The 24023-nt window shown below is 61.8% G+C and carries 23 protein-coding genes; 16 read left to right on the top strand and 7 right to left on the bottom strand.

Annotation, left to right across the window (positions count from 1 at the left end; all coding sequences use genetic code 11):
* Positions 1-21 precede the first annotated feature (21 nt).
* On the bottom strand, positions 22-1140 hold the full coding sequence (locus ABRA89_RS12195) for a hypothetical protein (protein WP_349941754.1): 1119 nt from the start codon (positions 1138-1140) through the stop codon (positions 22-24).
* A gap of 126 nt (positions 1141-1266) precedes the next feature.
* Positions 1267-1641, bottom strand: coding sequence for a 4a-hydroxytetrahydrobiopterin dehydratase (locus ABRA89_RS12190; RefSeq protein WP_349941753.1), 375 nt, complete (start codon positions 1639-1641; stop codon positions 1267-1269).
* A gap of 71 nt (positions 1642-1712) precedes the next feature.
* Here ABRA89_RS12190 and ABRA89_RS12185 point away from each other — a divergent pair, with 71 nt between their 5' ends.
* The 7 genes from ABRA89_RS12185 (at position 1713) to ABRA89_RS12155 (ending at position 9078) form a co-directional block, all read left to right on the top strand.
* Complete coding sequence (locus ABRA89_RS12185) at positions 1713-2714, top strand: beta-ribofuranosylaminobenzene 5'-phosphate synthase family protein (protein ID WP_349941752.1); 1002 nt, start codon at positions 1713-1715, stop codon at positions 2712-2714.
* A 120-nt stretch (positions 2715-2834) separates the two neighbouring features.
* Positions 2835-3734, top strand: coding sequence for an NAD(P)-dependent methylenetetrahydromethanopterin dehydrogenase (locus ABRA89_RS12180; RefSeq protein ID WP_349941751.1), 900 nt, complete (start codon positions 2835-2837; stop codon positions 3732-3734).
* Positions 3735-3739: 5 nt separating this feature from the next.
* Positions 3740-4957 (top strand): ATP-grasp domain-containing protein, encoded by a 1218-nt coding sequence (locus ABRA89_RS12175; protein ID WP_349941750.1) that lies wholly within the window; start codon positions 3740-3742, stop codon positions 4955-4957.
* Positions 4958-5020: 63 nt separating this feature from the next.
* Positions 5021-5995, top strand: a complete 975-nt coding sequence (gene mch / locus ABRA89_RS12170; RefSeq protein ID WP_349941749.1) for a methenyltetrahydromethanopterin cyclohydrolase — start codon at positions 5021-5023, stop codon at positions 5993-5995.
* Positions 5996-6297: 302 nt separating this feature from the next.
* Entirely contained in the window at positions 6298-8325 is a 2028-nt protein-coding gene (locus tag ABRA89_RS12165) for a GAF domain-containing protein (protein WP_349941748.1), read from the top strand.
* Between the two features lie 14 nt (positions 8326-8339).
* Complete coding sequence (locus ABRA89_RS12160) at positions 8340-8726, top strand: response regulator (RefSeq protein ID WP_349941747.1); 387 nt, start codon at positions 8340-8342, stop codon at positions 8724-8726.
* A 106-nt stretch (positions 8727-8832) separates the two neighbouring features.
* Positions 8833-9078 carry a hypothetical protein gene (locus ABRA89_RS12155; RefSeq protein WP_349941746.1) on the top strand — a complete coding sequence of 82 codons (246 nt, stop codon included), beginning with the start codon at positions 8833-8835 and terminating at the stop codon, positions 9076-9078.
* A gap of 104 nt (positions 9079-9182) precedes the next feature.
* Here ABRA89_RS12155 and ABRA89_RS12150 read toward each other — a convergent pair whose 3' ends face one another.
* The 3 genes from ABRA89_RS12150 to ABRA89_RS12140 all read right to left on the bottom strand — a co-directional run bounded on the left by ABRA89_RS12150 (position 9183) and on the right by ABRA89_RS12140 (position 12074).
* Complete coding sequence (locus ABRA89_RS12150; RefSeq protein WP_349941745.1) at positions 9183-9566, bottom strand: response regulator; 384 nt, start codon at positions 9564-9566, stop codon at positions 9183-9185.
* Positions 9563-10684, bottom strand: coding sequence for a sensor histidine kinase (locus ABRA89_RS12145; protein WP_349941744.1), 1122 nt, complete (start codon positions 10682-10684; stop codon positions 9563-9565). Before ABRA89_RS12145 ends, ABRA89_RS12150 begins: the two co-directional genes overlap by 4 nt.
* A 694-nt stretch (positions 10685-11378) precedes the next feature.
* Positions 11379-12074, bottom strand: coding sequence for a DUF4336 domain-containing protein (locus ABRA89_RS12140; protein WP_349941743.1), 696 nt, complete (start codon positions 12072-12074; stop codon positions 11379-11381).
* Positions 12075-12205: 131 nt separating this feature from the next.
* Here ABRA89_RS12140 and ABRA89_RS12135 point away from each other — a divergent pair, with 131 nt between their 5' ends.
* A complete protein-coding gene (locus ABRA89_RS12135; protein WP_349941742.1) occupies positions 12206-12787 on the top strand; it encodes a TetR/AcrR family transcriptional regulator in 582 nt (193 codons plus the stop codon).
* A gap of 95 nt (positions 12788-12882) precedes the next feature.
* Here ABRA89_RS12135 and ABRA89_RS12130 read toward each other — a convergent pair whose 3' ends face one another.
* Positions 12883-13332 carry a GNAT family N-acetyltransferase gene (locus ABRA89_RS12130; protein ID WP_349941741.1) on the bottom strand — a complete coding sequence of 150 codons (450 nt, stop codon included), beginning with the start codon at positions 13330-13332 and terminating at the stop codon, positions 12883-12885.
* Between the two features lie 687 nt (positions 13333-14019).
* Between ABRA89_RS12130 and ABRA89_RS12125 the strand changes: the two genes are divergently transcribed.
* The 3 genes from ABRA89_RS12125 (at position 14020) to fae (ending at position 16599) form a co-directional block, all read left to right on the top strand.
* Entirely contained in the window at positions 14020-14949 is a 930-nt protein-coding gene (locus ABRA89_RS12125; protein WP_349941740.1) for a RimK family alpha-L-glutamate ligase, read from the top strand.
* Positions 14946-15848 (top strand): triphosphoribosyl-dephospho-CoA synthase, encoded by a 903-nt coding sequence (locus ABRA89_RS12120; RefSeq protein WP_349941739.1) that lies wholly within the window; start codon positions 14946-14948, stop codon positions 15846-15848. Before ABRA89_RS12125 ends, ABRA89_RS12120 begins: the two co-directional genes overlap by 4 nt.
* A gap of 241 nt (positions 15849-16089) precedes the next feature.
* Positions 16090-16599 (top strand): formaldehyde-activating enzyme, encoded by a 510-nt coding sequence (gene fae, locus ABRA89_RS12115; protein ID WP_349941738.1) that lies wholly within the window; start codon positions 16090-16092, stop codon positions 16597-16599.
* Positions 16600-16788: 189 nt separating this feature from the next.
* Here the strand turns inward: fae and ABRA89_RS12110 are convergent, their stop codons facing one another.
* Positions 16789-17475 (bottom strand): HisA/HisF-related TIM barrel protein, encoded by a 687-nt coding sequence (locus ABRA89_RS12110; protein ID WP_349941737.1) that lies wholly within the window; start codon positions 17473-17475, stop codon positions 16789-16791.
* 77 nt (positions 17476-17552) lie between these two features.
* Between ABRA89_RS12110 and ABRA89_RS12105 the strand changes: the two genes are divergently transcribed.
* From ABRA89_RS12105 to ABRA89_RS12085, 5 genes are all read left to right on the top strand, one after another.
* Positions 17553-18587, top strand: coding sequence for a hydantoinase/oxoprolinase family protein (locus ABRA89_RS12105; protein ID WP_349941736.1), 1035 nt, complete (start codon positions 17553-17555; stop codon positions 18585-18587).
* A gap of 123 nt (positions 18588-18710) precedes the next feature.
* On the top strand, positions 18711-19406 hold the full coding sequence (locus tag ABRA89_RS12100) for an Ntn hydrolase family protein (protein ID WP_349941735.1): 696 nt from the start codon (positions 18711-18713) through the stop codon (positions 19404-19406).
* 607 nt (positions 19407-20013) lie between these two features.
* Positions 20014-21441, top strand: a complete 1428-nt coding sequence (locus tag ABRA89_RS12095) for a sensor histidine kinase (protein WP_349941734.1) — start codon at positions 20014-20016, stop codon at positions 21439-21441.
* A complete protein-coding gene (locus ABRA89_RS12090; RefSeq protein WP_349941733.1) occupies positions 21434-22939 on the top strand; it encodes an ATPase domain-containing protein in 1506 nt (501 codons plus the stop codon). Before ABRA89_RS12095 ends, ABRA89_RS12090 begins: the two co-directional genes overlap by 8 nt.
* Positions 22936-23322: a response regulator transcription factor gene (locus ABRA89_RS12085; RefSeq protein ID WP_349941732.1), complete on the top strand. Its 387-nt coding sequence runs from the start codon at positions 22936-22938 to the stop codon at positions 23320-23322. Before ABRA89_RS12090 ends, ABRA89_RS12085 begins: the two co-directional genes overlap by 4 nt.
* Positions 23323-24023: the final 701 nt, after the last annotated feature.

The raw sequence follows: 24023 nt of genomic DNA, 5'->3' as shown, positions 1-24023 counted from the left end.
TTCCGTCCCGCCGCGTGAAAATCATGCGCGGGCCTCGTCGTTCGAATGGTGTACCTTGCCGAGCTGGTCGGCGATCGCGGAGAGAATATCGGCGGCGTTCGTCGCCATGCCGGAATGCTCGGCCGGCTTCGACACGAAACTGCCGAAGCGCGGCTCGTGATGGACCATCGGGTGATCAACCCCCGGCCGCCCGATTTTGAAGACGACGTGGGCACCCTCGCCAGCCGGCTCTTCCGCCGGGCTCAGCAAAACCGTCGGCACGTCCGCCGCGTCGAGTGCGCCGTCGTCATAGGTCAGCACCAGACGCGCATCGCTCTCGCCCGAGGCAAGCAGCTGTCCGCCATCGTTCAGCGCCATGTCCTGCTCGGGATCCCCCCGCCCAAACGCTGTTCGGAGCGGAAATCCCGTCGACCAGATCGCGCCCTCGGCCGCGCCATAGGCACTTCCCGCAGCCAGCGGCAGGGCGGAAGCCCGCGTCTCGGCGTTGAGATCGGATACCAGCCCCGCAACGCCCTCGATCGCGATTGCATCGAGTTCGCCCGCATCGAAGACGATCGCCGCGAACCCCGCATCCTTCAACCAGCCCGCCAGTGCCCGCGCGGCACCTTCCTCGAACGGCCCGTCGTTGAACGGTTTGCCGCCCAGCGCCGCCCGAAGAATGCCGATCGCATCGCCAAGATCGTCCGAGGGACAGGCGATTGTCCGTACATTCCCCTTGGCTTCCGAGAAGCGGCCCGGCCCATCTGGGCCCAAAAGCACGATCTCGCGCGGTTCGCCCTTGGTCTTTGCGCCAAGGTCCGGGTCCACGGAGAAAATCTGTTCGAAAACCGCCTCGCTCTTCGCGAACGGATCGGCGCCAACGACCAGTACACGGTCCGCCCGCCGCCGCATCTCGCCCGGCGAAACGCGGATGATCCCGTTGTCGCGCAGCGCCTCGATGAGCGGCGCAACCTTGTCCAGATCCAGATGATCCAGAACGCCGCCACTGAAACCAGCCACCCGCGCGGCTTCGCGCAAGGCCGAGATATCATCGAACCGGCCCGTCACCAGCGGCAGGCGGCTCGTCGATAGCAGCCTCACAGCCTCGCGGATCGCCTCGCCGGACGAGACCGGCTGGCCGTCGATCCATGCAGTCGTCACGTCTCAATCACTTTCTGTGCCCGCTATGGGAACTATCACGTCTTCCGGCTGCGACAAGCCGTCCGCTTTCCAGAAATCTCTTCAAGCGAAGAAAGCTCGCCCGCAACCTGCACTAGCCGACTGAAATCATCTGGATTTCTCGTATTTGATATAAGCAAAGCGCGGATCGTCCGGCGTGCCCTGAAGCGGTCCGTCCTCCTTGCCCGGCTGCCACATGATCATCTGTTCGATCATCTTGGCGAGGGCGAAGTCCGAATCGGTGATGCCCTTGGCGGCGTGGTTCATCAGCCGCACCTCGACCCAGGCATAGGAAGCGGTGATGTCCGGATGGTGAAACGCTGCCTCGGCCAGATGACCGACGGCATTGATCACCATCAAGGTGCCCTTCCAGCCTTGTGTCTTGTAAGTTCGGCGGATCCAGCCGTCCTCGAGGCGCCATGTCGGCAGTTCGCTCTTCAGGCGGTCTTCGACTTCCGCGTCGGAATAGGTCTTGGCGGCCATCGGTTTCTCCCTTGTCCGATCGGTTCTGCACTCAATAATAGGCGGTGCGCTTCATGAAGACAGGATCGAATTTGCCAGACCACGTCGTCCACGTTTCCGCCCCCGCTCGCCTGCATCTGGGTTTTCTCGATCCGGGGGCAAATTTCGGACGTCGTTTCGGCGGTATCGGCCTTGCGATCGACGGCCCGGAAACGTCCCTCTCGATCACGCGCGACCATGAAAACTCGGTCACCGGCCCCGACGAAGAGCGTGCCCGCGGATATCTGGAGACGCTGCAGAAACATATCGGTTTGGAAACGAACCATCGCGTCGCCATCGAAACCGTCATTCCCGGCCATTCCGGGCTCGGATCCGGCACGCAGCTCGCCCTCGCCCTCGCAACCGCGTTACGCACCCTCGAAGGCTTAGAACTGGATGTTGCGGGCGATGCAGCCGCACTCGGGCGCGGCCAGAGATCCGGCCTCGGCGCCGCCTTCGTCACCAGCGGCGGCCTCGCGGTCGATGGCGGCAAGGGAGAGAGCGAAGCGCCCCCGCCCCTCGTTGCACATTTCGACTTTCCGGATGACTGGCGGATCATCCTCGTCTTTCAGGACGATCTTTCCGGCATCCACGGCGCCGCGGAACTCGAAGCCTTCGCGACCCTCCCCGAATTCCCCGCCGAAGCTGCCGGTGAGGTCTCCGCGCTTACCCTCATGAACGTCCTCCCCGGCCTGGTCGAGCGCGACATCAGCACCTTCGGCCGGGGTCTGGCGCGCATCCAGGAGATCGTCGGCTCCCACTTCGCGCCCGCCCAGGGCGGCATCTTCACCAGTGCGCGTGTCGCCGACATGATGGCGCGCCTCGCGGCGAACGGCGCCCACGGCATCGGCCAGAGCTCCTGGGGGCCGACGGGGTTTGCCTTCGCGGCCAGCGAGGAAGACGCAAAACGGATCGTGGCGCGGGCTGAGGCCGAGACAGATCTCGACGGTCTGACCATCACCATCGCGAAAGGCCGCAATCAGGGTGCGGTGGTCGAATCGGTGCGGCAGGAAAACCGCCGCCGCCTTTCCCTTGCGCACGTTTCGGGCCGTTAAAACAGCCGACTGCACTTTTTCTACCCGATCGGGCTCTTCGCCACGTCATCGAATCGGTGTTAGGAGCAGCCCCACATTCACGGGGCGCCGCCGACTGAATCAATCGAACGGAAAACGGATATGCCAAAAAACATACTGCACATGATCACGCCGCAGAAGCACGTGAGCCCCTTCGACGTAAATCAGGCGCTGGATGCAGGCTACGAGTCTGTCACCCCGTACGAGAGCGTCGAGCTCGACGAAGTAAGCGACCTCGTGCAGGACGTCATCTTCTCGCGTCCGCCCGATCACGGCGTGAATTCGGCCATCTTCTTCGGCGGTGACGACGCGGTCCTCGCCCTCGACATGATCGATGCGGCCAAGGACGCGCTCGTTCCGCCCTTCACTTGCAACATCATGGCCGATCCTGCCGGCTCCTTCACCACCGCAGCCGCCATGGTTGCGAAGGTCGAGAAGGCGCTGAAGCAGGAAAAGGGCACCGAGCTGAAAGACACGACCATTGCCGTCTTCGGCGCGACCGGCGTCGTCGGCTATTGCGCCGCCGTCATCGCGGCTTCGGAAGGCGCGAAGGTCCGCATCGTCGGCTATAGCGGCGTCGACCGGGTCAAGAAGCGCGCCGACGAGATGAAGGAGCGCTTCGGCGTCGAAGTCGAGCCGGTCGACGGTTCCTCGGACGAGAAGAACTCGGAGATCATCTCCGATGTCGAGGTCATTCTCTCCGCCGCCAAGGCAGGCGTCCAGGTTCTCAGCAATGATCAGCTGAAGAAGGCCTCGAAGCTTCTCGTCGCCGCCGACGTCAACGCCGTGCCGCCTGTCGGCCTCGAAGGCATCGACGTGATGGACGATGCCGTGAAGATCGAGGGCACCGACGCGCTCGGCATCGGCGCGCTGGCGACCGGCGTCTTCAAGTCGAAGACGGAATACGGCCTGCTGCGCCAGATGATCGAGGCCGAGGAAGGCCAGGTTCTGGACTTCCGCCACGCCTTCGATCTGGCCCGCAAGCTGGTCAACGAGGACTGAACCGCTTGAGCGGACCAGAAACGACGGGCCGCCCGACGATCCTGTGCGCGGCGTTTTCGGCGCGCCAGATCGCCGAGAGCGCGCGCCCCTCGGGCTACGACGCGCTGGCCGTCGACTTCTTCGCCGATCTCGACCTCACAGCGGCGGCGAAGCGCGCCGAACTCGTCACCGGCCATTATCCGGACGGCTTCACCGACGAAGACCTCCTCGCCGCGCTCGATCAGCTGGCCGAGGGCGAGGAGCCGATCGGTTTCGTCTATGGCGCTGGCTTCGAGGATCGCCCGCACCTCCTCACCGAAATCGGAAAGCGCTGGCCGATCCTCGGCACGGGCGCGACTGCCTCGGCTCGGCTGAAGGACCCGCTCTGGTTCGCGCAGATATGCGACCGGACAGGCGTCCTCTTCCCCGAGATCGCCCTTTACGCTCCGCCCGAGGACGATGGCTGGGTCTCCAAACAGGTCGGCGGCTGCGGCGGCAATCACGTGCAGTGGTCCAACGCGCAGCGGCCTTCCGGCAACAGCGGGACCCGGCGCTACGCTCAGCGCTTCGTGCGCGGCACCCGCTTCTCGCTCGCCGCTTTGGCCTCACGCGGCGAAATTAGATCCCTCGGCTTCTCGCGTCAGTGGGTCGACGCAACCGAGGACCAACCGTTCCGCTATGGCGGCGCGGTCGGCCCGCTCGATCCGCCCCCCTCCGTCGCCAAGACGATGCGCGACGATCTTCGCCGCATCGTCCGCTCGGCCTACGAGACGGGCACAGCCCTCACCGGCCTTCTCAGCGCCGATTTCGTGGTCGCGGGCGAATTCGTCTACTGTCTCGAAATCAACGCCCGCTTCGGCGCGACGGTCGATATCTTCGACCAGCCGGACGCGCCGCTCCTGAAGCTCCACATCGACGCTTGCAACGGCATCCTGCCGAAGGACCTGCCGCCCTATCCGGACGCCTACCGGGCTTCGGGCCTCGCCTGGGCCGATGCGCCGCTCACCTTCGACGAGAACTATTCTTGGCCGGAGTGGACGCGGGACCGCTCTTCCCTGCCCCACAGCTTCGAAACCGGCGAGCCGATCGCGACGGTCTATGCCGAAGGTGAGACGGAAACCGAGGCGATGGCGCTTTTTCAGCAGCATATCGCCGATCTTCGCACGCCCGCGAAATCGGAAAACACAAACCAGCGCACCGATGCCGGCCAACGATCATCCCTGTTGGCGGCGGAAGTCCAATAACATAGAAACCGAGTGCGAATCCGGGGCCAAGGGGGTTCGATCGCAATCGATCGGGAGGAATGAATGTCGACGCAGCAGAGAAAGATTTCGGTCAACAAGGGCGTACTGCCCCTGATCCAGACCCTTAAGGACAATGCCGCAGAACTCCGCGTGAAGGTGACGACCGGCGCGGCCGGTGAAACCATCATCGACGCAGGCTCTGCCGTCGCCGGCTCCTTCGAGGCTGGACGCTTGCTGACGGAAGTCTGCCTCGGCGGCCTCGGTCAGGTGCGGATCGATGTGGGCTCCTATCTCGATCGCTGGCCCTTCACCCTCACCGTCGCAACCTCCCAGCCCGTCATCGCCTGCCTCGGCAGCCAGTATGCCGGCTGGCAGCTGACCCATGGCGAGGGCGACAGCTCATACTTCTCCATGGGCTCCGGCCCCGGCCGCGCCATGGCCGGCAAGGAGCATATCTTCGAGGACATAGCCTATTCCGACAGCGCGGACGAGGCGGTGCTCGTCCTCGAAACCGATACCGCACCGCCGGAAGAGCTGGTCCGCGAGATCGCCAAGGATTGCGGCGTCGCGCCGGAAAAGCTCACCTTCGCGATCACGCCGACCACCTCGCTCGCCGGCGCGATCCAGATCGTCGGCCGCGTCGTCGAGGTCGCGCTCCACAAGGCGCACGAATTGAAGTTCGATCTCTCCCGCATCGTCGAGGGCATCGGCACCGCCCCGCTCGCCCCGCCGCACCCCGATTTCATCACCGCCATGGGCCGCACCAACGATGCCGTCATCTACGGCGGCCGCATCCTGCTCCACGTCACCGGCCCGGCGAGCGAAGCCAAGGATCTTGCGGAGAAGCTGCCGAGCTCCACCGCCTCCGACTACGGCAAGCCCTTCGCGGAAATCTTCAGGGAATACGAAGGCGACTTCTACAAAATCGACCCGATGCTCTTCTCGCCCGCCGAAGTCCACGTCGTCGCCCTCGAATCCGGCGAAACCTTCCGCGGCGGCTCCATCGACCCGAAACTGGTGGATGCGTCGTTCGACTGAGCGACCGAAGCGGGAGGGCGTGGCGCGATCCTCGCCTTCCCGGTGAGACATTTAAACGTATTCATTTTCAGATGCCGTCCTGAAGGACTAGAGGTAGAAGGATGCAAAGTCCTCCTGCGCGCCCACGGCAGTCGAAGCAAAATAGAATGAAAGCGTTTCAATACCGACGGTGTTAGAAAGCTGACAAGCGCGGGTAAGTATTCCACGTTGGCTAGCAATTTCTACGTTGGCTAGCATGTGGGGAGCATCGTCCTGACCATGCGCGAGTATAATTCTGGAGCGTCTCTTATAATGAAGCCACCGTGACGGGTGGAATTTCTTACGCTACAAGAAAATGCAAATCGGTGCCCAACCGATTGAATGATCGTCCCAAACTGTCTCTGACTTCTATGTTTCAAACCAACATTTCCGATAGCCGATCTGCGAGCATTCTCGCTCTTCGACAAAGCGGCCTTCTCGATCGCAGCGGATACGAACAGTTCGGACACCTGACTGATCATGTTCGTGACATATTGGAAGTCCCGGTCGCCACCGTGACGCTGGTCGATGAGAATCGACAGGTTTTCGCAGGCCATAGCGGCTTGCCGGCGCCCTGGGACCAACGCGGCGAAACGCCGATAACCCATTCCTTCTGCCAGCACGTGGTCGATCGGCATGCCCCGTTGATCGTAGAAGACGCCCGGCTTGATCCTTTGCTCAAGGATAACCCCGCCATCGGGGATATTGGCGTCGTCGCCTATCTCGGCGTTCCCCTTTCACTGCCGGATGGGGAAATCGTCGGGGCTTTGGCGGCAATTCACAACGAACCGCATTCCTGGTCGGACACCGACATACGCCGACTGAATTCCGTCGCGCAAATGGTCGAAAAGGAGATGTCGGTACGCATCTCCGAGCATCGCTGGCATTCTTTGTTCCATAGCCTCCAGGAAGGCTTCCTACTGGGCCGCGTGGTGAGAGACGAAAACGGGCACATCTACGACTGGCGCTATGAGGAGGTGAACACAGCCTGGTACGATCTGATCGGCCTCCCACACGGATCTGTCATTGGACGCACGGTTCGCGAACTCATTCCTGAAATCGAAGATGCGTGGGTCGAAGAGTTCGCGAATGTCGTCAGAACAGGTCGGCCGATACGTTTTACTCGGCAGGTCGGTCAGTTGGACCGCTGGTATGATGGAGTTGCCCAATCAGTCGGAGGCGACCGCTTTACGGTCATTTTTATCGAAGTCACCGACCGCATCGTCCAGCAGAGGCGTCAGGATGCGCTGATCCGCTTCGGAGACGAACTGCGCGACCTCGAGTCCGTATCCGACATTACGTTCGCGGCGGCACACTGCGTGTCCAAAGGTATACCCGCCGACCGTGTCGGGTTCGGACCTGTCGACTTTCGGTCGGAAACCATCGACGTACCCCTCGATTGGTGTGCAACAGACATCGCGAGCGTAGCGGGAACGCACGAGTTTCGCTCGTTCGGATCGTATATCGAGAATCTCAAGAGAGGCGAAACCGTCGCGATCCACGATGTGACGGCGGATGAACGCACGGTGGATAGCGCCGAGGCGTTAGCATCCATGCAAATCCGTGCCCTTCTCAACCTTCCGGTCATCGAGAACGGCCAGCTTGTGCTGGTCGTGTTCGCGCACAGTCGAAATCCTCATGTCTGGTCCGATGAAGAATTGCAGTTCGTGAGGCAGGTGGGCGACCGGACCCAAGCCGCCATCGGCCGGGTACGAGCAGAGGAGACCCAGGCGATCCTCAACGGCGAACTCTCCCACCGTCTCAAAAATTCCTTTGCCATGGTGCAGGCCATCGCCACTCAGACGCTGAAAGGAGTGGAGGACCGGGACGCGGTGAATGCGCTCTCGAAGCGCCTCAGGGCTTTGTCGAATGCCCATGATGTTCTGTTGCAGGAGAGCTGGGCTTCCGCACGATTGCGAGACGTGGTCACGGGCGTCCTTGCGGTGTTCGAAGCCGGGGACCGCTTCGTCATCACCGGACGCAGCATCGAGATCGGCCCACGTGCCACCTTGTCGCTCTCGCTCCTCCTTCATGAACTCGGTACAAACGCTGCGAAGTATGGTGCTCTGTCCGTGCCAGATGGCTGTGTCGAAATCGCATGGACGATACGGCAAGGAGAGGACGAGGAACGGCTCTACTTTAGTTGGCGAGAGCGCGGTGGTCCGCCGGCCAAGGAACCGGAAGGGCGTGGCTTCGGTTCGCGTATTATCCGCACTGGGCTCATCGGCGCAGGAAACGTTGAACTGAAATACGGCGAACAGGGCTTCGAAGCCGCCATGTCCGCCTCTTTGGCGCAAATGCAGCAAACATGATATCGATGTCACGTATGCACAGAACCATCGACGATACGGCGAAGGACATCGTGCTCGTGATCGAGGATGAGCCTGTTCTGCGTCTCGAGGTGGTCGATCTGTGTGAAGAGAACGGCTTCGAAGTCATCGAGGCGATGGACGTGGACGATGCCATCGCGATCCTCGAAAGTCGGCCGGATATCCGCATCGTCTATATCGATCTCGACATGCCGAAGGGCATAGACGGGATAAAAATCGCGGCCGCAATACGGGATCGATGGCCACCGATCGAGATCATTCTGACCGCATCGACACTCGATGCGACCAAAGTGCGTTTGCCTGTTCGCTCAGAATTTTTCTCAAAGCCAATCGATCATGGCATCGTTGCCACCACCATGCGCTCAATGGCATCGACAGTTTAAGCTTGAACGGAATTGGCGATTTCCAGGCGTATTCTCGAGCCCAATACCCGCTCGATTCATCAACCCAAAGCATTATCCAACGCATCTTTGAGAGTAGGCATGGTGTTTGCATCCGCACCCTACCCTCGCAGCAGATCCGAACATAAGACGTTTCACGCAGTCGAGCCTCGACGACCTTGCCTACGTCGCGGGGCTGCGCACGAACATTTTCGCCAACACCGGACCATCCGTGCCCCGCATCCTCGTCGTCAGCGCAGAGATCGACAGCCACACGCGGCAGATGAAGGCAGCGTTCGAGGCATGCGGCGCGAGCGGCTCCTTCGCCAAGCTCGTCGACGCATCGCTCGGCTGAGCGATCAGCGGCGGAAACCCGAAATGGCACCGGTTTTTCGCCAGCATCCCGCGCAATAAAGCTCCTCGAGCGCGGCGTTCGATCCTATCGAGTGCCCGCGCGCCCTATTGCAGCTCGGCCGGCGTTGCATCGGCCGGCAGTTGCCGCACGAGCATCTCCGCCATCTGCGCCTCGACATAGGGCTTCTGGATCACCGGGATCGATCCATAGTTCGGATCCACGCCCTTCAGGCCGTATCCGGTCGCAAAGAGAAAAGGCGTTCCGCTCTCCAGCAACAGATCGGCGACGGGATAGCTTCGCGCAGCACCGAGATTGACGTCGAGCACCGCGAGATCGAATGTTTCGGTTTGCGCATAGGTCAGCGCCTGGTCGAGACGCATGGCCAGAACGACGTCGCAGCCGAGGTCGCTCAGGATGTCCTCGGCCATCATGGCGATAAGGCTTTCGTCCTCGACCAGAAGAACTCTAAGGCCCTTCAAGGCAGTCATCGGGAGAGCGCCTCCGTCAACTTGGCCTGCCCATCCCAACCAAGCGGTGTCAGCGGAATTTGAATTTTGCAGACGACGCCCGTGGGCGCGTATTGAATATCCACGCTGCCCGCAAACTCCATGGGCAGTTGCCGTTCGATCAACCGCGAGCCGAAACCCTTACGGGTCGGCGGTATCACCGATGGGCCGTTCTTTTCCTCCCAGACGAGATCGAGTTGCTCGCGCCCGTCGTTGAGATCGGACAGCGACCATCGCACGACCAACTGACCATCAGGAACGGACAGGGCGCCGTATTTGGCGGCGTTCGTCATCAGTTCGTGCAGTGCCATCGAAAGCGTCACCGCGACCTTGGAATGCAGGCGCGCATCGGGGCCTTCGAGCGTGAAACGGTCAACGTCGGCGTCCACCGAGAGATGCGGGGCGACAGCCCGTTCGACGACGCTTTTCAGGCTGGCGCTTTCCCAGTTGTCTTCCACGAGCACGTTGTGCGCGGTCGAAAGGGCGGCCATGCGGGAATCGAAAACCGCACGGATGGCCGGATCCGTCGCCTGCCCTCGAAAGGTCTGCGAAGCGATCGACTGAACCGTCGCCAGAGTATTCTTCACCCGGTGGTTCAGCTCGTTGATCAGCAGGCTTTGCCGCTCGGCCGCCGCTTTCTCCTCGCTGATGTCGCGAACCTCGACGATCGTGCCGATGATGTTGGACTCGTCGTCCCGGATCGGGCTCGCCGTGAAGCCGACCGGGAAGAAGTGGCCATCGCGATGGATGAAGACCTCCTCTCCGCGATCCTGATTGTTCTCCGGGAAGGCGCGATCGATCGCGCATTCATGCAGCGGAAACGGCTCGCCGTTCGGATAGGTGTGATGAATGATGTCGTGCAGGGGGCAATCGCGTTCGAGCACTTCGGAGAGGTTCCAGCCGGTCAGGTGCTCGGCGGCGCGGTTCATGTAGATGCAATGCTGGCGGTCATCCATCAGGAAGATGGCGACCGATGCGTTGTTCAGAACGGCGTTCAGACGGCGTTCGGTCTCGAAAAGCTGCTCTCCCCCGCGGCGAAGGTTCTTGAGCGGCGCGTTCGCCGCTGAGGTCGATTGCAGCGGTTGCCGCGAGTTTGGCATGAACACGGACTCTTCGCGCGGGTTGGAACTACGAACGACTGAGCCCCTTTGGAATTCGGGTTTGGGGTCAGATATTTCAATCACATATCCGCGAAATAAGCCACCGAAGCGAACGCCTCAATGGATCGGCGCACCCCGTTCCTCGAAAAATTCGTTGGCTGACTTCGACCTGTCAGCCAAACGCACAAGGTCTCTATCCGGATCCCGGCAAAAGCGTTCCCGCCGGGCGGCAGCCGATTAAGGCAAGCCCTTCGCGGAGATCTTCAGGGACGATCGAAGCGACATCCACGACATCGACCCAAGGCGCTTCCCCAGCACGCGGCGCTAATGGACGCGCCCGGCTCCCGCAAAATCTTCCGCGACGGGTCGTTCGAGCCGAAACTGATGGATGCGTCGTTCGACAGAGGGGGCAATGGTGGGAGGGCGGAGCGATCCTTGCGTTTGCTGCGAGACCCGCCAAACATCGTCACCCTCGAACCGTCTCCGAGCCCCGGAAGCAAGAGGCTGCAGAGCCCTTCTGTTCGCCCGCGAAAGATGACACGGAAATCACGGAAAGCGTTAAGAAAGGAAGGGTCGAAATGTCAGGAAGGGGTGGAGAGCGGTCATTTGCGAGACCGCCGACTTACGGCAGCTATTCGGAACGAAGCCAATTTTGCTGTGCTTTGCAGGAACGCTCATTTCGAGCTGGCCCCGCTCAGTGCCTCAGCCAATCGAACGCCCGTCTCAAAGCCTCAGTACCGCCCGCCGGTAATGACGGGCCATGAGCGAACACCAATCGCCTGGCATTCCACGCGAGAATGCGTTCGACAGCGTGCCGTGCCGTACTCCGATCCCTCGTCGCAAGGCGGAACTTGCGCGGGACCGATGGCTCAGGCGCGCTCATAAGATCCAGCCGGGCAATCACCGCGCGCCACCCGCGATACCAGTCCCGTGGGATGTGCTGCACTAAATCTGTCACGATCACGGTGGAGGATGCCCTATGGAAGAAGACGACCTCCGTGGTGATCCGGTTGCCCTGCACGACAACCTGATCCAACGTGCCGCTCCATTCGGGATCGGGCCTATCGTCAAGCCGGGCATGGATTGCGGTTCCCGACGTTTTCTCCTTCAAACCGGGCGCCCCATGAACCCGCGCCTCGGGATAGCCCGCGGCCCATTCGGCCAAGAATGTGTAGTGCAGGCTATTGGGTGCAACGAGATGCCGGACGGGTCCGAGTGCATCGACGCCAGTCCGAATGTCTGCGGTCAAGGCCACAGGCGACCAGACCCACAGGCCGCCCTCGTTTGGTAGCCGCACCACCACCATGCGCGTGGGAAACCGAAAACCCGCGGTTCCTGTTATGGCGGGACCGTCGCAGAGCCAAAGCTCGGAGCCGAACTGTTGAAGCATATCGTAGCACCTTCGGTTTGCGATGAGCGCACGAAACGACTTCTCGGCGGATCGCTCTTGCGATATACACACGTGTGTAAATTTCTTCCAGCAGGATCTTCAAGCTTGCCCAGTCGGGTCAGCGTTCGACCATGACGGACGTCATAACTCTTCATCCTCGGACCGCCCGGTCCCGCGCCCGCATTCTGGACGCAGCCGAGGCGGTCTTCCGCGAGGCCGGATTTGAAGCCGCGACAGTCGAGGAGATCGCCGTTAGAGCGGGATTGACGCGCAAGACGGTCTACAACTGCTTCGCGTCAAAGGATGCGGTGGCCGATGCAATCATTGCACAGGCAGGAGCGCTGGCGGAGCCGCTCTATGGACCCGCAATTCGATCGGGCGAAGCGGCACTGGCTCTGCTGGAGAAGATCCTTTGCGACAGCGCGAGGTGGTGCCTTGCGAACCCCGATCTTGCTCGGCGTGCGCTTGCGCCGCGCATTCGTCCGACGACCACTCCTCCGGAGGGACAATCGTTCCAGGGCGTCGTCACCGACGCGATGCGGCTCGGGCAGTCGCAGGGCATCATCCGCAAGGACGAAGACGCAGCCTTCCTGTCGCTTGTCTTATTGGGTCTCTACGCTCAGGTGATGCTCTCCGGCTTGGAGAGGAGAGAGGTCGGCTCCGACGAGATCAACCGCATCGTCCGGATCGTCGTAGAGGGTATCGGCACGTAACGTAAGCTGGAAGCGGATATTCCTTACGTTGCGCCCGAACGTCTCATTTGGGTCGGAATCGGCCTGGTCGAACGGGACAGTTGCAGCGAAAGCCGCTAACCGAAAGGCCTGAACACATGGGTCGTGTGAATTCGGTCTATGGAGACAAAACCAAGCGTCGGCCAAAACACCTCCGCATCTGGCCCATCGGCATGAAGTACGATGGGCCGGTTGAACGGACGGGCATGTTCCAGGACGTGCAGTGCAATCTGGCTACCGACACCAAGCCGACGGAAAGCAGGACGCACATAGAAGCGTCTCATCCGCAGGTGGTCCGCTTCTACAAAGTCTTGTGTGATTCCCCCAATCCCCGCCACCGTCCCATCTACCTTCGCCAGCATCAAAACTTCGCCCGGACGCTCGAAGCGATTGGAACCGGCGCTCCATTCGTCGCGGAGCACTGACATCGTGTCGAAGCCCTCGGCATCTGCGTCCTTCAGGAGCACGTCGACTGCTTCGGGCAACCCCTTAATCCGACCCACCTCGATAGTGGAATGCTTTGGCATCGTTGATACTCTTCGGCTTACGCTCGCCTCTCGCGTCGCTATCCATGTTTGGTTTTGGGAGGCAACGGTGACGTTGCAAAGACTGCAAGGGGTCAGAAGCTAACGACCAGGGGTTCTGAAACAGAATTTACAATTCTTCTCTGATTGGGGTCGTTGAGGTCAAGCTCCCTGATCTTCATCGCCGGATCATGTCGCCCCGTGGGCCGCATGCTTCTCTTCGCGGTCGGCGTTTGAGCCGCCGCATGATGGGGTCCAGAAGGCTTGGCGTCTCGATCTGTTTCACGACCTGATCAGCTTCTGCCGATGGGTCCAGAATTATCGCGAGATCACCGAACCTCTCGTCCCCACGGGAACGATCCGGTTCGCCCGTGCGGGCGTGTCAGTAGAGGTGGCTCCGGTAGTCTGAAAAGTCTCACCGGTTCTGATAAGCGGAACGGCTGCGGGTTTCAGGCCGCGGCGAGCAGCGGCTGGTTGAAGTAGATGGCGTCGGGCGCATTCCCGCCGAGGCGGCAATATAGAAGTGTGAGGCGAACGCCTTGCAATACGTGTCGAGGCAAAATCCGTCGTGCGCACCCTACCCTCGCATACGATCCGAGCGTATGACGTTTCGCGCAGTCGAGCCGCGACAGCCTTGCCCCCCGCGTTGCTTGGCTGCGCAGGACCATTTCAGTCAACACCGGACCATCCATGCCCCGCATCCTCGTCGTCACCGCCAATCTCGACCGCCATGCACGGCAGATGAAGGCGGCGTTCGAGGCGTGCGGGGCAAGCGCGTCCTTCGCCAAGCTCGCCGACATCGCCTTCGACACCGGCTCGCCCTCCGGCTTCGCCATACCCGGCTTCGACGGCGATCTGCCGGACGCGGTCTGCGTGCGCACCATGGACGGCGGCACGTTCGAGGGCGTGACGCGCCGCCTCGGCATTCTCCACGCGCTCGAAGGCCTTGGCATACCCGTCTCCAACTCCGCGCGCGCGATCGAGTTCTGCGTCGACAAGGCCGCGACGAGCTTTCGCCTCAAGGCCGCAGGCCTGCCGAGCCCGCGCTCGTTCTGCGTCGAGAAACGAGAGCAGGCGCTTGAAGCGATCGAGACGACATCCGGCCCCCTCGTGCTCAAGCCGCTCTTCGGCAGCCAGGGCAAGGGGCTCAAGCTGCTCCGCTCTCCGGACGATCTGCCGCCACCCGAAGAGATTGCCGGCGGCGTCTACTATCTTCAGGAATTCGCGGGCAAAGCAGTCGGTGAGCGGTGGACCGATTTCCGCATCCTCGTCTCCAACGGCAAGGCGATCGCCGGGATGCGCCGGGAGGCGGCGAACTGGATCACCAACATTAAGCAGGGCGCGATCGCCCTGCCCATGGAGCCGGACGAGGCGATGAGCGCCCTCGCCGTCGCGGCGGCCAAGGCCGTCGAAGCCGATTTCTGCGGCGTCGATCTCCTGCGCGACGCCGACGGCGCGATCCAGCTCATCGAGGTAAACTCCATGCCCGCCTGGACCGGCCTTTCGCGCGTCGTCCCGCTCGATATCGCCCGCACCCGCGCCGAAGACCTCCTCTCGCGCCTCGACGGTGCTTGTGAAAGGCAGACGGGCGCGGATATCGCTCTGCCACGCGCGGTATGAGCCCTTTCGAGACACCAGGCGCGATCGAGGCGGCCTTTCTGAAAGCCTGCCGCGCGGAACTCGCCGCCATCAAGCCGGGCAATGTCCACATCCACGCGCCCGGCCACGACATGGACGCCGAAACCTTCGAGCGCGCCGCCCTTGCCGCCGCCCCGATTATCGCCGATCCGTCCCGGCTCGTCGGCCGCCGCATTCTCGATGCCACCCGAACCAGCTTCGCCGCCGCCGGCTGCAACGCCAATCTCGGCATCCTCCTCCTCGCAGCCCCGCTCGCCCGCGCCGCCGAAACCATGGTCGGCTCCGGCCCCGAGGCTCTGCGAGAGGCGCTCCACACGGTCCTTACCACCCTTACCGAGGAAGACACCGTCGACGTCTTCGCCGCCATCGCTCACGCATCCCCCGGCGGCCTCGGCGAGGACGATGCACACGATGTCCGCAAAGCCCCGAGTATTCCGCTGATCGAAGCCATGCGCCTTTCCGCCGAGAAGGATCGCATCGCGCATCAATACGCGACAGACTTCTCGGACATCTTCGCAATCGGCGTCACCGCACCCGCTGCCGTACACAAGGCGATCCTTGGATATGCCCTGGGGCCGGCCTTCGCGATCTACCTCGCCTATACCGCACGCTTCGCCGACTCCCATATCGGCCGCAAATTCGGGCCCGAGCGCGCCGAAGCCGTCCGCGCGCGATTCGCCCGGTTTGCAGCGACGATCACCCCTACTTCGCCCCCCGAAGAGATCGCCGCAAAAGCCCTTCGGCTCGACGCCGAATTGAAGGAGGAGGGTTTGAATCCAGGCACTTCCGCCGACCTCACCGTTGCGACACTCTTCGCTATTGACCTCTCGCAATCGGCTTTTTTTCCCGCTCACTTGCGGAACAGCCCCCGCGATGATTGACTGCGCGCCGTCGAGGTCCATGTGACAACGGCGCTATCCGGCTAACCGGTCTCGTTATGGGATGCCGCCAACAAGGGTAGCCGTGAGGATGGATTGCTTCTCGCAGTCCATCGGCCGGGAGGAGATGGCCGATACGGCTTGTTGAGGCAGGTAAGTAGGCTATCTCATATCCCGGTAACAGACATTTTCGAGGTCCGACTGGAACGCAACCGGTGGGACCGAACAACAGGAGGAATTGCTCATGGCAACCATCAATAAGGTCATGGTCGGCGAGTCGCTCGTCGGCGACGGTAACGAAGTCGCACACATCGACCTCATCATCGGCCCCCGCGGTTCGGCCGCCGAGTCGGCTTTCTGCCACTCGCTGACGAACAACAAGGACGGCTTCACGACGCTCCTCGCGGTCGTCGCGCCGAACCTGCCGACCAAGCCGAACACCGTGATGTTCAACAAGGTCACCATCAAGGGCGCCAAGCAGGCTGTCCAGATGTTCGGCCCGGCCCAGACCGCCGTCGCGCGCGCCGTCGCCGACTCGGTCGAAAAGGGCATCATCCCGGCAGATGAAGCCGACGATCTCTACATCTGCGTCGGTGTCTTCATCCACTGGGAAGCCGAGGACGACGCCAAGATCCGCGACTACAACTACCAGGCCACGATGGAGTCCATCGAGCGCGCCATCAAGGGTACGCCGACCGCGCAGGAAGTCGTCTCCAAGAAGGGTTCCGCCGAGCATCCGTTCGCCGGCGCTTAGACAAGAGACCATCCCGGGGGAGAGGAAGAATCGGCGATGTCCGGTGGACTTCTCCGGCGATTGGCCGCCAAATTCGGTTTCCAATAAACCGGGCGCCGCTCTCGCGGACGCAAAACATCGAAGGAAAAAGGGGCCGAAAGGCTCCTTTTTCTTTGGCCGGCCGCCGTTCGCCTTGCTCCCCCGGGACTTCTATCCCCGCCGCGCGATCCGCCCGTCATGGATCGCGCTCGCGACCAGCGCCCCGGCAACGCCCATCGCGGCAAGCGCATCGAGATCGATATCGCCCCGCACACCTCCGGCCGCGTGCACCCGCCGCCCCCCGGCCCGCGCCACGATCTCCTCCAGCCGCGAAAAATCCGGCCCGCCGCCCGAGCCGACCGCCGTGAGCGACATCACCACCACGTCGTTCGGCCAGCCGCTCACATCCTCCAGCAGCGCCCGCGAGCCGCGATAGCCCTCTGCCCCGAAGTCGAGCGAGAGCACCGCCGCATCCATCCCCGCCAGCGCCTCGCCCTCGGCCAACGTCTCCGTCCCGAACACCGGCACGATCCGCCACGGCTCGGCCCCGACCTCCCCGATCAGCGCCTCCGCCGCAGCCACCGTCTGAAACCCCGCATCCACCCAGAACGTCACCTCCGGCAGCGCCTCCGCTAGCCGCCGCAATACCGCCACCTGCGCCGCCCCGCCCGTGATCGCGTCGAGATCGGCGACATACATCACCCCCGCCCCCGTCGCCCCGATCAGCCCCCGCGCCACCGCCACCGGCTCGGCGCTCTCCGCAAGCGGCGTCTTAATCGGCCGATAGCTCTCGCGCCGCCCGCCCTGCCCTCGCACGACCTCGCCATTCATCACGTCGAGCACCGGGATCAGCTGCATGGCGGGTTCATTCCCCTGTCATTCGCCGCACACAATGCTATGACGCGCTCCAGTTCGAATCGCGATCGGGGCATTTCATGGCACGGGCATTGGGTTGGGATATCGGCGGCGCGCACCTCAAGGCGGCCCTCGCCGAGGACGACCGTGTGGTCAAGGTCTGGCAGAAGGTAACGCCGATCTGGAAGGATTTCGAGAGCCTCGAAGCCGCCGTCGACCTCATCGAGGAGGAAGCCGGCCCCGTCGATCGCCACGCCATCACCATGACGGGCGAAGTCGCCGATGTCTTCCCCTCCCGCCGCCAGGGCGTCGAAAAGATCGCCCGCGTCATGGGCGAGCGCCTTTCGGGCGATATCCGGCTTTATGGCGGGGCGGCGGGTTTCCTCTCCTTGGGCGATGCCCGCTCCAACACCTTCGACATCGCGTCCGCCAACTGGCACGCCAGCGCGTCCCTCGCCGCCAAGCACATCGAGGAAGCCCTCTTCATGGACATGGGCTCGACGACGACCGATCTCGTGCCCATCGCGGACGGCATCGTCCACGCCTCCAAGGGCCATACGGATCGCGATCGCCTCGCCTCCGGCGAGCTCGTCTATCAGGGTTATACCCGCACGGCCCTGATGGCGGTCGCCCGAGAAGTCCCCTTCGTCGGCCGCACGATCCCGGTCATGAACGAGTTCTTCGCCACCATGGCCGATGTCCAGCGCGTCATCGGCAATCTCGATGAAGACGACGACCTGCACGATGCGGCAGACAACGGCGACAAGAACCTCGAAGGCTCGCGCCGGCGCATCGCGCGGATGATCGGCATGGATACGGCGGATGCCCGAGACGGCGCCTGGGAATGGCTCGCCCACGCCTTCGCCGAAGCCCAGGTCCGCGCCATCCACGATGCCGCCCTCAAGGTCCTCTCCCGCGAGGAGATCACCGACGATGCGCCCCTCGTCGTCGCCGGCGCCGGCCGCCCGGTCCTTAAGCGTCTCGCCTCAAGGCTGGACCGCGGCGTCGTCGATTTTTCGGACCTTGTCGATTGCCACTCCGACCTGCGCGACGCGGTGCTGAGGTCGGCACCGGCGAGTGCGCTGAGTGTGTTGGCGAACGCGGGGCATAAATAAAACCTAAAGAACGGCAGCCAACAGGCGTTGAGGCCGTTAAGCCCTCAAGCTGCATCCCAGCCTGACTATCGTGGACAAAAGTTCGGCAACGCACAGGTGTCCCAACCTTCAAAGGATCGCACCATGACCGTCGTGCTTGCCACCGTCTGCCGAAACGGAGTCGTGCTCGGCTCGGACTCGCAGATCACGGACAAGGGGCGGGACATGACCTATCCCGCCGACAAGCTTCATCCCTTGGGCGAACTCGCGGCCTGGGGCGGCAGCGGATCGCGCGCGGTGCTGACCGACGTGGAGCGTCGTTTCAACGAAAACAGCGCGGCGATCCTCGAAGCACCCGATATAGGGCGCGCCCTGCAGGAACAGGTCCTCCCGATCCTCCGCCACCACTACGATACGTTCATCCCGGACATTCCGGGCGAGGACGGCGGCGGAACGCCATCGGCCTATGTCATGGCGGCCGGATGGCGCGACGGCGAGCCGTGGATCACGGAGATCACGCCTTCGGGCATGATCGGGCACTATGCCGATATCGGCTTCCACGCGATCGGCAGCGGAGCGCCCATGGCCCAGCAGGCCGGCTCGCTTCTGTCCCACTTCCACCTTGCCAAGCGATCGCTGGAATTCGGCTGCGCGGCGATCCTCAGGGTCCTCCAGGCGCTCGACCTCACCTCGCCCAGCGTCGGCGGACCGTTCAATCTTTGCCGCATAGACGAAGAAGGCGCCCACCACCTCGACGGTGATGAAATCGAACAGGTGAGCGATGTCGTGCGTCAATGGAAGGAAGCCGAAAAGACCGCCATCGGGAAAATTTTCGATTGATATTTTGTATCGGTGTTGGGGCGCGACGTCGCCAGCTTTTCATCGCTCGCCGGTCAAAGCCCTGACGTGTCTTCCAACGAATGAATAAGACCGGCCGACATCGCATTCGCCATCCACGACGTGACGTTCAAAGTCGTGTCCCGCGAAGAAACACCGCGAAGTGCCTCTGGTCGTCGCTGGCGCCAGCCGCCCCCTCCTCAAGCGTTTGGCGTCACGCTTCGACCGCGGCGTCGTCGACGTCTTCGACGTCATCGACTGCCCCTCCGATTTGTGAGCCACTGTTCGAAGGGCCGCGCTAGCGAGTGCGCTCAGCGTCTTTGCGAATGATTTGGTCAGGTGAAGATCTACCATTACTTGATGAGAACGATCGCTAAAATCCAAAAACAATTTCGGTTCTCAATCGGCGTTTGAACAAGTCGCAAATCGGAAATTTGGGCGCGACAGTCGGAGCACCTGTGCAGCTGGTACAGTAGGCGGCAAGGAATGCGGCACCCAACTACAGTGAGTTATATACATTTCGCTCATAAGCCGAATTGTTGGTTGTTTCTCAAGTCCTTGTTAGATAACAGGACTGTGTAAGGATCGGAGGGCGGGGGATTGGCTCTGGATGTTCAGGCTTTTTCCGGATTCACGTGCGGCCGTCATCGCATCCATCCTAGACAGGTCGTCTGAGTTTGCGATTTTCGCGACTGATATCGATGGTAACATTACTTTCTGGAATTCCGGTGCTGAAGTCATCTTCGGCTGGAGTGAGTCCGAGGCTGTCGATCGATCCGTCGATCTGATTGCAATTGACGAACAATCGACGTCTCACCCCCTTCAGGAAGAGATGGAGGCTGTCCTCTCGGACGATTCCGCGTCGCTCGAGCGCTGGTTTCGCCGGAAAGACGGATCTTCGGCCTATGTTACAGGCTCGATATTCGCATTGTCTGCCGACGGCCCGGAAAACGCCTCGGGCTTCCTTGTCGTCGCAAGCGATAAGACGTTCGAATTCGAAGCTAGGCAGCGATTGACTACAAGCGAAGAGCGCCTGCAATTGGCACTCACCGCGTCCGGAATGGTCGGTGTCTGGGACTACCACGTAGAGACCGATCTCGTATTTGCTGACGAGAACTTCGCCCGCATCTATTCAGTCGATCCGGAGCGCGTGATCGAGGGTGTTGCCCGCGAAAACTACGTCCGTGCTCTCCATCCTGATGACAGGGAAAAACTGGACCTCGCGCTCGCCGCTACGATCGATCGCGGTGAACCGTTCTCGTGCGAATACCGTCTCATACAGAAGGACGGCTCCATTCGATGGGTTCTTGCACGCGGCGGCCTTGTGCCCGGTCCAGAGGGTGGCCCCAGACGGTTACCGGGGGTCGTGGTCGACATCACCGAGCGAAAACAGGCGGAGGAACGTCGGGAGATTCTCGCCCGCGAACTCCAGCATCGCATCAAGAACATTCTCGCGGTCGTGAGCGCTATTGCGACGCAGACCTTTCGGGGCGCGGCCAGCAAGGATGAAGCCATCGCGCAATTCTCGGCCAGGCTCCGCGCACTTGGCAGGGCACAGGATGCACTGATGCAGGCCGATCTCATTTCGGCTGATTTTCGGGAAGCCATCGCGGCGGCCGTTCTTCCTCACATGGAATCGGCCGATAGCTTCAGGATATCAGGTCCGCCACTGACCATATCGGCGTCGATCGTTCTTTCGGCGACACTGCTCGTTCACGAGCTCGCCACCAATGCGGTCAAATACGGGTCGCTGTCGCGTCCCGGTGGATACGTCGATATTCGGTGGGAAACGCACGATGTCCCCACCGGTACAGCCTTAGAGATAGTGTGGAGCGAATTCGGCGGGCCACCACCTGTGCTCAGCGAACGTCGTGGTTTCGGATCGAGGCTGATCAGGAGAGGCCTCGGTGCGGACGCAAATTCAGTGACCACGGACTACCGCCCGACGGGATTGGTGTGCACGATCAAGGCGGTTCTGCCGCCTGTCCCAACCTCGCATCAAACCGGCTTCAAGAGAGCGAGCCCCCTCAATGATTGAGTCTTCCTCCGTGGAAATTGCATCGATCGAGCGTCTGGACACGGGCATCACCGGTCTGAATCGCATTCTGGGCGGCGGCCTGATACGTGGCTCGGCCTACATCGTTCAGGGCCCGCCCGGTGCGGGAAAGACGGTGATGGCCAATCAGATCTGCCACCAGCAGGCCAAGAACGGGGAAAACGCTCTTTACCTGACATTGCTGGCCGAAAACTTCGGGCGAATGTTTGCGAATATGCAGGGCTTTTCGTTCTTCGATCCGGAACAGGTGCCTGAAAAGGTCTTTTATTCCAGCGTCTATTCCACCGTCAGGGACGAAGGACTTGCCGCCCTCAGCCGCGCACTCCTGCAGGAACTGAGGAAACGAAAGCCATCCGTCGTCATCCTCGACGGCCTCTTCGCGGCACCCTCAAATCCTGATCGGGCGGCGGACGCCGATGATTTCAGGCTCTTCGTCCACGAACTCTCGATGCAGGCGGCCCTGACGAACACCACGGTCATGATCTTGACCAATCAGGATCGGGCGGCGTCGTCTCCGGAATACACACTGGTCGATGGCTGGATCGAAATTGTCGACGAGATCCGCGGTGAGAGATCGCTCCGGTCGCTTATCGTCCACAAGCAGCGCGGCGGTGAAATCATTCGTGGACGAAACGAGTTTCGGATCTGCGACAGGGGTATCGAACTTTATCCGAGGCTCGAAGCGATCGCTCCCATCGGGGAGTCAGGAAACGCCTCCATCCATCGTCTGACAAGCGGGATTGCGGCGCTCGACCAGATGATGCGCGGCGGCATTCCGGAATTTTCGTCCACCGTCCTCCTTGGTCCGACCGGCAGCGGCAAGACCACGGTCGGGTTGCAGTTCATTGGCGAGTCGAGCCCCGACGAGAAAGGCGTGCTGTTCGGCTTCTACGAAACGCCCTCCCGCCTGTTCCGCAAGGCGAAAGCACTCGGCATGGATCTGGAAAAGCTGGCAGACGAAGGCTCTCTCGCCATCCTGTGGCAGCGACCGCTCGAAAATCTCATCGACGACCTTGGCGAACAACTGCTTCGTGCCGTCGAGGCAACGGGTGCCCGCCGGGTTTTCGTCGACGGCATCAACGCATTCGTCGGATCGGCACCATCGGACCTTCGATTGAACGCGTTTCTGCGCGCTTTGAACGATATGCTGAAGGAACTCGGTGCCACGACCGTCTTCACGCGGGAGGTCCCGCAGCTCTTCTTTCCGGAGACGCTGGCAGCGCAGGAGCTGTCCGGGACGATCGACAACTCTATTCTTCTTCACTACGCGCTCGAAGGCAATGCCGTCCGGCATCGGGCCTCGATCCTGAAGGTCCGCGACAGCGACTTCGACCACATCAGTCAGGAATTCGAGGTGACGAGTGGCGGGGTCGTCCTTCGGCAGTCCGCCGATCCGGCAGATCGCGACAAGACGACGACCAGCGGTGCCAGCTCCACAGGCCAATCCGGCGGAGTCGCCAACACGGAGTCCAACCGATGACCCGGCTGCTGATCGTCGAGGACGAGGCGACAATGGCCATGCTCACCTCGCTCATGCTCGAAGACGAGGGCTATGAGGTCGTCATCGCCTCCAACGGGAAAAAGGGCCTGGAAATGGTCCGCGAATTAACGCCCGATGCCATCGTGAGCGATTACATGATGCCGACGATGGACGGATTGGAGATGGTGCGTCAGCTTCGGGCAGAGGATTTCGAAATTCCGGTCCTGCTGCTGAGCGCAATTCCCGAACGGCGATTGCCGGTGAGCGGCGAGAAGGCGTATCAGGCCTATCTTGCCAAACCCTTCCTCGAAAAAGATCTGGTAGATTTAGTTGCCGCGCTCGTCCGCAAGATCGGTCACGATGCGCCTCTTCAGGCATCCTGATAGTGCCGGTGAGGCAAAGGATGAAGTCGGATCCAGCCATGACTTATTGGAAGAGCACGGCTGAACCGTTTTTGATCGCAAGAAGGATCGACGCGCGATCCGTTTCGACATCACGCTTGGAGAGACCACGACGTCCGAGTCATTCCATTCTCGTCATGTGAGCGTCGAAAAAATCGAGGCGATCGATTGGAACGGCTTTCTTCGGTTCAATGATGGACTTGGGCGGTCTGGCGTGAATTTCCTCATGGTCGCTCCACGGCGGCCATTTCAATGACTATCGTCCCGAGTCCTCCAAGCGAGCGAAGCGTCTTTTTCCGAAACATCGTCTCGACGGGAAACCCATCTCCACTCGTAATCATCGAACGGATGATAGGCCGGACGCGTTGGTTGCCGGGTCAAGCCCGGGATGACGACGCTGATGGATCTCTCCTTGAAAACGAGAGGCACAGCGACCGGCAGAAGGCAAAATCTTATCCCCGCTCCCGCTACCCCGCCTACACTCCGTCAATCGCATACCGGATGGCAAGGGTGATCGCCGGGATCCCTCGGGAATGCATAAGGTGTCTGCGGCGCGGGCGTGGACCGGCCCACTCGGCCTTTTCCCCGAAAGTAGGAAACGCCAACAGCCGCCCGGAATGTTAGGGTCGTCTCTCGGGCCAGACGTTCATCGGCCCGTTCCCGCGAAACCCGTCATCCGGCGG

The organism is Fulvimarina thalattae (assembly GCF_040239565.1).
In the GTDB taxonomy this organism is placed as follows: Bacteria; Pseudomonadota; Alphaproteobacteria; order Rhizobiales; family Rhizobiaceae; genus Fulvimarina.
The sequence above is the reverse complement of the archived record's forward strand: the minus strand, read 5'-3'. Positions and strand labels throughout refer to the sequence as shown.

Bases quoted from the DNA above. Each gene is read 5' to 3' on its own strand.
- ABRA89_RS12135 (WP_349941742.1), top strand. From the start codon at position 12,206: ATGACGGACGTCATAACTCTTCATCCTCGGACCGCCCGGTCCCGCGCC.
- ABRA89_RS12105 (WP_349941736.1), top strand. From the start codon at position 17,553: ATGGCACGGGCATTGGGTTGGGATATCGGCGGCGCGCACCTCAAGGCG.
- ABRA89_RS12150 (WP_349941745.1), bottom strand. From the start codon at position 9,566: ATGACTGCCTTGAAGGGCCTTAGAGTTCTTCTGGTCGAGGACGAAAGC.
- ABRA89_RS12125 (WP_349941740.1), top strand. From the start codon at position 14,020: ATGCCCCGCATCCTCGTCGTCACCGCCAATCTCGACCGCCATGCACGG.
- ABRA89_RS12180 (WP_349941751.1), top strand. From the start codon at position 2,835: ATGCCAAAAAACATACTGCACATGATCACGCCGCAGAAGCACGTGAGC.
- ABRA89_RS12095 (WP_349941734.1), top strand. From the start codon at position 20,014: ATGTTCAGGCTTTTTCCGGATTCACGTGCGGCCGTCATCGCATCCATC.
- ABRA89_RS12085 (WP_349941732.1), top strand. From the start codon at position 22,936: ATGACCCGGCTGCTGATCGTCGAGGACGAGGCGACAATGGCCATGCTC.
- ABRA89_RS12190 (WP_349941753.1), bottom strand. From the start codon at position 1,641: ATGGCCGCCAAGACCTATTCCGACGCGGAAGTCGAAGACCGCCTGAAG.
- ABRA89_RS12145 (WP_349941744.1), bottom strand. From the start codon at position 10,684: ATGCCAAACTCGCGGCAACCGCTGCAATCGACCTCAGCGGCGAACGCG.
- ABRA89_RS12100 (WP_349941735.1), top strand. From the start codon at position 18,711: ATGACCGTCGTGCTTGCCACCGTCTGCCGAAACGGAGTCGTGCTCGGC.
- ABRA89_RS12130 (WP_349941741.1), bottom strand. From the start codon at position 13,332: ATGCCAAAGCATTCCACTATCGAGGTGGGTCGGATTAAGGGGTTGCCC.
- mch (WP_349941749.1), top strand. From the start codon at position 5,021: ATGTCGACGCAGCAGAGAAAGATTTCGGTCAACAAGGGCGTACTGCCC.
- fae (WP_349941738.1), top strand. From the start codon at position 16,090: ATGGCAACCATCAATAAGGTCATGGTCGGCGAGTCGCTCGTCGGCGAC.
- ABRA89_RS12110 (WP_349941737.1), bottom strand. From the start codon at position 17,475: ATGCAGCTGATCCCGGTGCTCGACGTGATGAATGGCGAGGTCGTGCGA.
- ABRA89_RS12160 (WP_349941747.1), top strand. From the start codon at position 8,340: ATGCACAGAACCATCGACGATACGGCGAAGGACATCGTGCTCGTGATC.
- ABRA89_RS12090 (WP_349941733.1), top strand. From the start codon at position 21,434: ATGATTGAGTCTTCCTCCGTGGAAATTGCATCGATCGAGCGTCTGGAC.
- ABRA89_RS12140 (WP_349941743.1), bottom strand. From the start codon at position 12,074: ATGCTTCAACAGTTCGGCTCCGAGCTTTGGCTCTGCGACGGTCCCGCC.
- ABRA89_RS12120 (WP_349941739.1), top strand. From the start codon at position 14,946: ATGAGCCCTTTCGAGACACCAGGCGCGATCGAGGCGGCCTTTCTGAAA.